The organism is Rhodococcus sp. CX, from assembly GCF_015865005.1.
GTDB lineage: Bacteria > Actinomycetota > Actinomycetes > Mycobacteriales > Mycobacteriaceae > Rhodococcus.
In genome coordinates this window covers 1-9220 of sequence record NZ_JADZGH010000095.1, presented here as the reverse complement: position 1 = coordinate 9220, position 9220 = coordinate 1, and the positions used below count along the sequence as shown (strand labels likewise).

Annotated in this window: 8 protein-coding genes and 1 pseudogene; all 9 read left to right on the top strand. The window is 71.9% G+C overall.

Annotated features, from left to right (window positions below; translation table 11 throughout):
- Positions 1-30: 30 nt before the first annotated feature.
- Positions 31-1011, top strand: a complete 981-nt coding sequence (locus I0Q12_RS10265) for an HAD-IIA family hydrolase (RefSeq protein WP_197251824.1) — start codon at positions 31-33, stop codon at positions 1009-1011.
- 52 nt (positions 1012-1063) lie between these two features.
- Complete coding sequence (locus tag I0Q12_RS10260; RefSeq protein ID WP_197251822.1) at positions 1064-1288, top strand: hypothetical protein; 225 nt, start codon at positions 1064-1066, stop codon at positions 1286-1288.
- 1 nt (position 1289) lies between these two features.
- A complete protein-coding gene (locus I0Q12_RS10255) occupies positions 1290-2114 on the top strand; it encodes a TlyA family RNA methyltransferase (protein WP_197251821.1) in 825 nt (274 codons plus the stop codon).
- Entirely contained in the window at positions 2111-3052 is a 942-nt protein-coding gene (locus I0Q12_RS10250; protein WP_248676331.1) for an NAD kinase, read from the top strand. The genes I0Q12_RS10255 and I0Q12_RS10250 overlap by 4 nt, the downstream gene beginning before the upstream one ends.
- A gap of 1 nt (position 3053) precedes the next feature.
- Positions 3054-4841, top strand: coding sequence for a DNA repair protein RecN (recN, locus tag I0Q12_RS10245; protein ID WP_197251820.1), 1788 nt, complete (start codon positions 3054-3056; stop codon positions 4839-4841).
- A 105-nt stretch (positions 4842-4946) separates the two neighbouring features.
- Positions 4947-6131 carry a putative cytokinetic ring protein SteA gene (gene steA / locus I0Q12_RS10240; protein ID WP_197251819.1) on the top strand — a complete coding sequence of 395 codons (1185 nt, stop codon included), beginning with the start codon at positions 4947-4949 and terminating at the stop codon, positions 6129-6131.
- Entirely contained in the window at positions 6128-7078 is a 951-nt protein-coding gene (locus tag I0Q12_RS10235; protein WP_197251818.1) for a copper transporter, read from the top strand. The genes steA and I0Q12_RS10235 overlap by 4 nt, the downstream gene beginning before the upstream one ends.
- Before the next feature lie 171 nt (positions 7079-7249).
- Positions 7250-8992 carry a CTP synthase gene (locus I0Q12_RS10230; protein ID WP_197251817.1) on the top strand — a complete coding sequence of 581 codons (1743 nt, stop codon included), beginning with the start codon at positions 7250-7252 and terminating at the stop codon, positions 8990-8992.
- 3 nt (positions 8993-8995) lie between these two features.
- Positions 8996-9220 (top strand): annotated as a pseudogene (locus tag I0Q12_RS10225) (ADP-ribose pyrophosphatase); the annotation flags it as partial.

Genomic DNA, 9220 nt, shown 5'->3' with positions numbered 1-9220 from the left:
CCCGCCGACGCCCGGACCGCGGCGGGTACGCTGCGGTCGGCGTACGACGTGCTGCTGCTCGACCTCGACGGCACCGTCTACCGCGGCGCCGATCCCGTCCCCGGGGCGGTGGAGGCGCTGACCGGTGGTGACGACCGGCTGTTCTACGTCACCAACAACGCCAGCCGCCGACCCGCTGACGTCGCCGCACACCTGCGCGACCTGGGCTTTTCCGCCGACGAGTCGACGGTGGTGACCAGTTCGCAGTCCGCCGCACGTGTGCTCGCCGAACGTGTCCCCGCCGGTGCCGCGGTCCTCGTCGTGGGGACCGAGGCGCTGTCCGAGGAGATCACCCACGTCGGCCTGAGGCCGGTGCGGTCCGCGGACGAGCGGCCGGTCGCCGTCGTGCAGGGGCATTCCCCGGACACCGGCTGGCCGATCCTCGCCGAGGCAACCCTCGCGATCCGGGCCGGCGCGCTGTGGGTGGCGACGAACGTCGACTCCACGCTGCCGACCGAACGGGGCCTGGTGCTGGGCAACGGGTCGATGGTCGCCGCGGTGCGGTCGGCCACCGGCGCGGAACCGGTGGTGGCGGGCAAGCCCGCCGCGCCGCTGCTCGAGCACGCCATCGCCCGCAGCGCCGCGGGCCGTCCGCTCGTCGTCGGTGACCGGCTGGACACCGACATCGAAGGTGCGGTCGCCGTCGGCGCCGATTCGCTGCTGGTGCTCACCGGGGTGAGCACCGTCGCGGAGCTGCTGCGGGCTCCGGCGCGGCAGCGGCCCACCTATGTCGCGGACTCGCTGAGCTGCCTCGACGTCGAGGCCGGGGCGTTGCGCGTCGGCGCCGTCGGGGCGTGGACCGCGACCGTCGACGGCCGAGACCTGCGGCTCGAGGCGGCCGGGCCGGTCGACCCGATGGCGGCGCTGCGGACCGTGCTTCCGGTGGCGTGGGCGAACCCGGACTTCGAACGTGTGGTCGGGGTGAACGACGCGGCCCGCTCCTCGATCGAGGCGTGGAGCGCGGGTGCCTGATCCGGTCGTGCCGCGTGTCCGGTGGGTCGGTGATGCACTAGCGTGGTCAGCGATGAGCACGTCGATTCCACGCCCAGGCCAGCATCTCCCCGGCGCCCAGCCGGGTATCGAACCGGACCGGATCCACGCCGAGGTGGACGGGCTGCTGACCCGTGCCCGGGACGCGGCCGCCGGGGACGGCCACGACCGGGCCGTCGCGATCTCGCGCCAGGCCCAGCTGCTCGAGCAGGCCCACGACGTGCTGGTGCAGGCCCTCGCGACCGTGGACAAGGTCTGACGTGGCACGCCGGGCACGGGTCGATGCGGAACTGGTGCGGCGCGGGCTGGCCCGCTCACGCGAACACGCCAGCGAACTGATCGCGGCGGGCCGGGTGCTGATCGCCGGCACCGTTGCCACCAAACCGGCGACCGCCGTCGAGCCGGGCACACCGCTGCTGGTCACCGAGGTCACCGACGAGGTGTCCTGGGCCTCACGCGGGGCACACAAACTGCTCGGGGCGCTGGAGGCGTTCGCGCCGCAGGGGCTGAAGGTCACCGGACGCCGCTGCCTCGACGCGGGCGCATCCACCGGCGGATTCACCGATGTGCTGCTGCACGAGGGTGCCCGGGAGGTCGCCGCGGTGGACGTCGGATACGGCCAGCTCGTGTGGCGGCTGCAGTCCGACGACCGCGTCCACGTGTTCGATCGAACAAACGTGCGTAATATCGACGCCGAGCAGATCGGCGGCCCGGTCGAGCTGGTGGTGGCGGACCTGTCGTTCATCTCGCTGAAGCTGGTGCTGCCGGCGTTCGTGCGCTGCGTCGCCCCGGGAGCCGACCTGCTGCCGATGGTCAAACCGCAGTTCGAGGTGGGGAAGGAACGCGTGGGCAGTGGCGGTGTCGTACGGGATCCGGCGTTGCGGACCGAAGCGGTGCTCGACGTCGCCCGCGAAGCCCACGTCCTCGGCCTGCGCACGATCGGCGCGGTGGCGAGCCCGCTGCCCGGTCCCTCCGGCAATGTCGAGTACTTCCTGTGGTTGCGGGCCGGTGAGCCCGGCCCGACGGAACTCGAGCCGTCGGTGATCGAACTCGTCGAACGTGCGGTGCAGGAAGGACCCCAGTGACCACAGCAACCGGTGACACGGCCACCGTGCCGCGCCGGGACATCCTGCTCGTGTCGCATTCCGGGCGCGGCGAGATCGCCGAAACGGCGCAACGCGTCGCGGCGATCTTCGGCGAGGCGGGAATCGGGCTGCGGGTCCTCGCCGAGGAAGCCGACAGCACCGGCCTCGGGGCGCTCGCCGCCCCGGACGGGCAGATCCGCATCGTCGAATCCGGACCGGACGCGGCGGTCGGCTGCGAGATGGTGATCGTGCTCGGCGGGGACGGCAGCTTCCTGCGGGCCGCGGAACTGGCGCAGTACGCGGCGGTCCCGGTGCTCGGCATCAATCTGGGCCGGATCGGGTTCCTCGCCGAAGCCGAGGCCGAGCACCTCGAGGAGGCGCTCGCGCAGGTCGTGCGGCGCGAATACCGGATCGAGCACCGCATGACGCTCGACGTGATGATCCGGGTGGACGACGAGATCGTCGATCGTGGGTGGGCGCTGAACGAGGCGAGCGTCGAGAACAAGTCGCGGCTCGGGGTGCTGGAAGTGGTGCTCGAGGTCGACGGACGGCCGGTGTCGTCGTTCGGGTGCGACGGCGTTCTCGTCGCCAGCCCGACCGGATCGACCGCCTACGCGTTCTCGGCCGGCGGACCGATCGTGTGGCCGGAACTCGAAGCGCTGCTGGTGATTCCGAGCAACGCGCACGCCCTGTTCGCGCGCCCGCTGGTGACGAGCCCCGAGTCGCTCATCGCGGTGGAGACGTTGCGCGGCAGCCACGACGGTCTCGTGTTCTGCGACGGTCGCCGCACCCTGGAACTGCCGGCCGGGGGCCGCGTCGAGGTGGTGCGCGGCAAGCATCCGGTCCGCTGGGTGCGTTTGGACTCGGCGCCGTTCGCGGACCGGATGGTCCGCAAGTTCGAACTTCCGGTGAAGGGCTGGCGAGGAAGGAAACTCTGACGTGCTCGCTGAGATTCGGATCGACAACCTGGGTGTCATCTCCGAGGCGAGCGCCCAGTTCCACGACGGTTTCACGGTGCTGACCGGCGAGACGGGCGCGGGCAAGACGATGGTGGTCACCAGCCTGCACCTGCTGTCCGGCTCCCGCGCCGACCCGGCCCGGGTGCGGGTCGGGGCCGAGCGCGCCGTCGTCGAGGGCCGCTTCGCCGTGGACACCGACGAGACCGCGGGCGCGCTGCCCAGTCACGTCGAACGGGAGATCGCCCGGCTGCTCGAGGCGGCCGGAGCCGAACGGGACGAGGACGGCAGCATCATCGCGGTGCGCACGGTCGGCCGGGACGGGCGTTCCCGCGCCCATCTGGGCGGCCGCAGTGTCCCGGTAGGGGTGCTCGCCGAGTTCACCGACCCGCTGTTGACGGTGCACGGCCAGAACGACCAGCTCCGGCTGCTGCGCCCGGACCAGCAGCGCGCCGCCCTCGACCGGTTCGCCGGCAAGGCGGTGCTGCCGCTGCTCGCCGCCTATCAGCAGCACCGGAGCAAGTGGCTGGCCGCGCGCGCCGAGCTGCTCGAGCGCACCGAACGGTCGCGGGAACTCGCGCAGGAGGCGGACCGGCTGCAGTTCGGTCTGGACGAGATCGAGCGGGTCGACCCGCAACCCGGCGAGGACGTCCGGATCGTGGCGGAGGTGCGCCGCCTCGGCGACCTGGATTCGCTGCGGGAGGCCGCGGAGGCCGCGCACGCCGTCCTGACCGGCGGCGACGCCGGCGACGGGGACGGGGCGGCGGCCGCCCTGGATCTGCTCGGGGAGGCGCGTGCCCGCGTCGAAGGCGCGGACGATCCGGCCCTGCGCGAGCTGGGTCCGCGCCTGGTCGAGGCGATGGCGGTGGTCACCGACGTCGCCGGCGACCTGTCCGGCTACCTCGCCGACCTGCCGTCGGATCCCGGCTCCCTCGACACCCTGCTCAACCGCCAATCCGAACTCAAGGCCCTGACCCGCAAGTACGCCGCCGACACCGACGGGGTGCTCGCCTGGGCCGAGGAGGCCCGCGCCCGGCTGTCGAAGATCGACGTGTCCGCCGACGCGCTGGCCGAACTCGCCGCGACCGTGGAGTCCGCCGCCGCCGCGACCGCCGAGGCCGCGCAGGCCCTGTCCGCGGCCCGGCACAAGGCCGCGGCCCGGCTTGCGAAGGCCGTCAGCAAGGAACTGTCCGGCCTGGCCATGGGCCGGGCGACCCTGGACGTGCAGGTCCGCGACCGGGAGGCCGCCGAGAAGGACGCGGCGCCGCTGACGATCGGCGACCGGGTTCTGCACGCCGGGGAATCGGGGACCGACGAGGTCGAATTCCGGCTCGCCGCGCACAGCGGCGCCCAGTCGCTGCCGTTGGCGCGCAGCGCATCCGGCGGCGAACTGTCCCGGGTGATGCTCGCGCTCGAGGTGGTGCTCGCCGCCTCCGAACGCGGCGCCACCATGGTGTTCGACGAGGTGGACGCCGGGGTCGGGGGCCGGGCCGCGGTCGAGATCGGGCGGCGGCTGGCCCGGCTGTCGCGCACCCATCAGGTCATCGTCGTCACCCATCTGCCGCAGGTCGCGGCGTTCGCCGACACGCACCTGGTCGTCGACAAGGTCGACGACGCCGGCGGGGTGGTCAGCAGCGGGGTGCGCACCCTCGACGAGACTGAACGGGTCGCCGAGCTGGCGCGGATGCTGGCGGGTCTGGACGACACCGAGACCGGGCGCGCGCACGCCGAGGAACTGCTCGCGATGGCCCACGCCGAACGGCAGAGCTGACCCGCGACCCCGGAACGTGCCGAGCGGTCCGTAACCGCGGCTCGCGTGTCGTCCGTTCGGCGCGCCTCCGTTACCGTGCCGCGACCCGGGTTCATCATCGATGCCATGAAGATGCCGGCTCTGCTGTCACGCAATAACGAAACGTTGCCCGGAGTGAGCGGCATTGCCCGGGTCGACAAGAACACCGCGAAGCTGCTGCGCCGGGTCGGTCCCGGCGACATCGTCGTACTCGACGCGGTCGATCTGGACCGCGTCACCGCCGACGCCCTCGTCGAGGCGGGGGTCACGGCCGTGGTCAACGCGTCACCGTCGATCACCGGCCGTTACCCGAACCTCGGCCCGGAGGTGCTCGTCGCCAGCGGGGTCGCGCTGGTGGACAACACCGGCACCGAGCTGTTCAAGAAGGTCAAGGACGGCGCGAAGATCCGGCTGTACGAGGGCGGGGTCTACGCCGGGGAACGGCTGCTCATCCAGGGGGAGGAGCAGACCGAGGCGGAGATCTCCGATCGCATGATCGAGGCGAAGACCGGACTCGTCGACCATCTCGAAGCCTTCTCCGGCAACACCATCGAATTCATCCGGTCGGAGAGCCCGCTGCTCATCGACGGCGTCGGGGTGCCCGACATCGACGTGGACCTGCAGGACCGGCACGTCGTGGTCGTCGCGGACGGGCCCGATCACGTGCAGGACCTCAAGGACCTCAAGCCGTTCATCAAGGAGTACTCACCGATCCTCATCGGTGTCGGTGCCGGCGCGGACACCCTCACCAAGGCCGGCTACCGGCCCGATCTCATCGTCGGCGATCCCGAGCAGATCGGCACCGAGACCCTCAAGTCCGGCGCCGAGGTGGTGCTGCCCGCCGACCCGGACGGGCACGCCCCCGGCCTCGAACGCATCCAGGACCTCGGGATCGGCGCGATGACGTTCCCGGCGGCCGGCGCCCCGGCCGATCTGGCGCTGCTGCTCGCCGACCACCACGGTGCCGCGCTGATCGTCACCGTCGGCAGCACCGTCTCTCTCGACGAGTTCTTCGACCAGGGACGCCGCGACACCAACCCGTCGGCGTTCATGACCCGCCTGAAGGTCGGGCCGAAACTGGTCGACGCGAAGGCCGTCGCCACCCTCTACCGCAGCCGGGTCTCCGGCGGCGTGATCGCCCTGCTCGTGTTCGCCGCGCTGATCGCCGTGATCGCCGCGCTCATCGTCTCCAACCTCGGCGGTGAGGTCGTCGACTGGGCGGTGCAGCTGTGGGACGACCTCGTCGAGTGGGTGCGGGGGCTGCGCGCGTGATCTCTCTGCGCCAGCACGCCGTGTCCATCGCGGCGATCTTCCTGGCACTGGCGGTGGGGATCGTGCTCGGCTCCGGGCTGCTGTCGAGCAGCCTGGTGTCCGGGCTGCGCGACGACAAGGCCCGGATGCGCGACGAGTTGCAGGCCGAACAGGACCGCAACAGTGTGCTCACCGAGCGGCTCAACGCCGCGGACGGCTTCGACGCCGCGGTCGCCGGGCGGGTCGTGCGCGACACGCTCGCCGGCCGCACGGTGCTGATGGTCGCCGGGCCGGACGCCGACCCGGCCGATCTCGACGCCGTCGTCGCCACCGTGGAGGCCGCCGGAGCGGCCGTCACCGGGAGGGTGTCGCTGACCGAGTCGTTCGTCGACGCGGCCGGTGCGGACCTGCTGCGCACCACCGTCACCAACGTCGTGCCCGCCGGGGTGCAGCTGCAGACCGGCGCCGTGGACCAGGGCAGCCTCGCCGGGGATCTGCTCGGCGCGGTGCTGCTCGTGGACCCGGGCACCGGGCAGCCGCGCAGCACCCCCGAGGAACGGACGCTGGCGCTGACCACGCTGCGCAGCGCCGGCTTCGTGTCCTTCGAGGACGGCACGGTCGAGCCGGCCCAGGCGGCGATCGTCGTCACCGGGGACGGCAGCGGCGGGGAAGAGGGCAGCGGCAACCGCGGGGCGCTGCTCGCGCGGTTCGCCGCGATCTTCGACACCCGCGGCGCCGGCACCGTGCTCGCCGGCCGGCCCGGCGCGGCCACCGGCAACGGCCCGCTGGCGGTGGTCCGGGCCGACACGGCACTGTCGGCGGGCCTGTCCACCGTCGACAACCTCGACCGGGAAGCCGGCCGGATCACCACCGTGCTGGCATTGCAGGAACAGCTCGCCGGGGGCGCCGGACGCTACGGCACCGGACCCGGCGCGGGTGCTGTCACGGTCGGGTCGGCGGCCCGCTGACCGCGGGCAACCGCCCGGCCGCGGCCGCCGAAATGTGACGTCGGCACGGATGCGTGCGAGTCGTGCACGGTATCGCGCCGGCAGGTGTTACGGTGGGGTTCCGTGGGTCCGCAGGCCCCAGCAGTACCGCCATCAGTCCGAAGTCCTGCACCAGACGTCACGGGAGCTTCTTTGCCACAGTCACGCCACTCGCGTACCGCTACCAAGCACATCTTCGTCAGCGGGGGCGTCGCATCCTCGCTCGGCAAGGGGCTGACCGCATCGAGCCTGGGTGCTCTGCTCACCGCGCGCGGTATGCGCGTGACCATGCAGAAGCTGGACCCGTACCTCAACGTCGACCCCGGCACCATGAACCCGTTCCAGCACGGCGAGGTGTTCGTCACCGAGGACGGCGCCGAAACCGACCTGGACGTCGGGCACTACGAACGGTTCCTCGACCGCGACCTGTCCGCCGACGCGAACGTCACCACCGGCCAGGTGTACTCGACGGTCATCGCCAAGGAGCGGCGCGGCGAATACCTCGGCGACACCGTCCAGGTGATCCCGCACATCACCGACGAGATCAAGAACCGCATCAAGGCGATGGCGGCCCCCGACGCCGAGGGCAACGTCCCGGACGTGGTGATCACCGAGATCGGCGGCACCGTCGGCGACATCGAATCCCAGCCGTTCCTGGAGGCGGCCCGCCAGGTGCGCCACGACATCGGCCGCGACAACTGCTTCTTCCTGCACGTGAGCCTCGTGCCGTACCTGGGCCCGTCCGGGGAACTGAAGACCAAGCCCACGCAGCATTCGGTGGCGGCGCTGCGCAACATCGGTATCCAGCCCGATGCGCTGATCCTGCGCTGCGACCGGGACGTGCCCGACGCGCTCAAGGCGAAGATCGCCCTGATGTGCGACGTCGACGTCGACGGCTGCATCTCCACCCCGGACGCCCCCTCCATCTACGACATCCCGAAGGTGCTGCACAGCGAGGGCCTCGACGCCTACGTGGTGCGTCAGCTCGGCCTGCCGTTCCGGGACGTGGACTGGACCGTGTGGGGCGACCTGCTCGACCGGGTCCACAACCCCCGCGAAACCGTGAAGGTGGCGCTGGTCGGCAAGTACATCGACCTGCCCGACGCCTACCTGTCGGTCACCGAGGCGCTGCGCGCCGGTGGTTTCGCGCACCGCGCGAAGGTCGAGATCAGCTGGGTCGCCTCGGACGAGTGCGAGACCGAGGCCGGCGCGGAACGTCATCTCGGTGACGTCGACGCCGTGCTGATCCCCGGCGGCTTCGGTATCCGCGGCATCGAGGGCAAGCTCGGCGCGATCCGGTTCGCCCGGACCCGCAAGATCCCGCTGCTCGGCCTGTGCCTGGGCCTGCAGTGCGTCGTGATCGAGGCGGCCCGGTCGGTGGGCATCACCGATGCGTCCAGCACCGAATTCGACCCGGACACCACCCACCCGGTGATCTCCACGATGGCCGACCAGGAGCAGATCGTCGCCGGTGAGGCCGATCTGGGCGGCACCATGCGGCTCGGCGCCTACCCCGCGGTGCTCACCAAGGGGTCGGTCGTCGCGAAGGCCTACGGCACCGAGCGGGTCTCCGAACGGCACCGGCACCGCTACGAGGTCAACAACGCCTACCGCGACCGCGTCGCCGAGTCCGGTCTGCAGTTCTCCGGCACCTCCCCGGACGGCCGGCTCGTCGAGTTCGTCGAGTACCCCGCCGACGTGCACCCGTACTTCGTTGCGACCCAGGCGCATCCGGAGCTCAAGAGCCGCCCGACCCGCCCGCACCCGCTGTTCTCGGGCCTGATCGCCGCGGCGCTGCGGTACAAGGCCGCCGAACGGCTGCCGGTGGACGTGCACGGCGACGAGAACACCGAGGCTCCCGAGGTCACCGAACCGGCCGCCGCCGAGGTCGACTAATCCGTGGCGCAGCGACACGAGTTCGAGACCCTGTCGTCACGGCGCGTCTACACCGGCGCGATCGTGTCGCTGCGCGTGGACGAGGTGCGGATGCCGGACGGGCACGCCGTGCAGCGGGAAGTCGTCGAACACCACGGGGCCGTCGCGGTCGCCGCGGTCGACGACCGGGACCGCCTCGCGCTGGTGCACCAGTACCGGCATCCGCTCGGCCACCGGCTGTGGGAACTG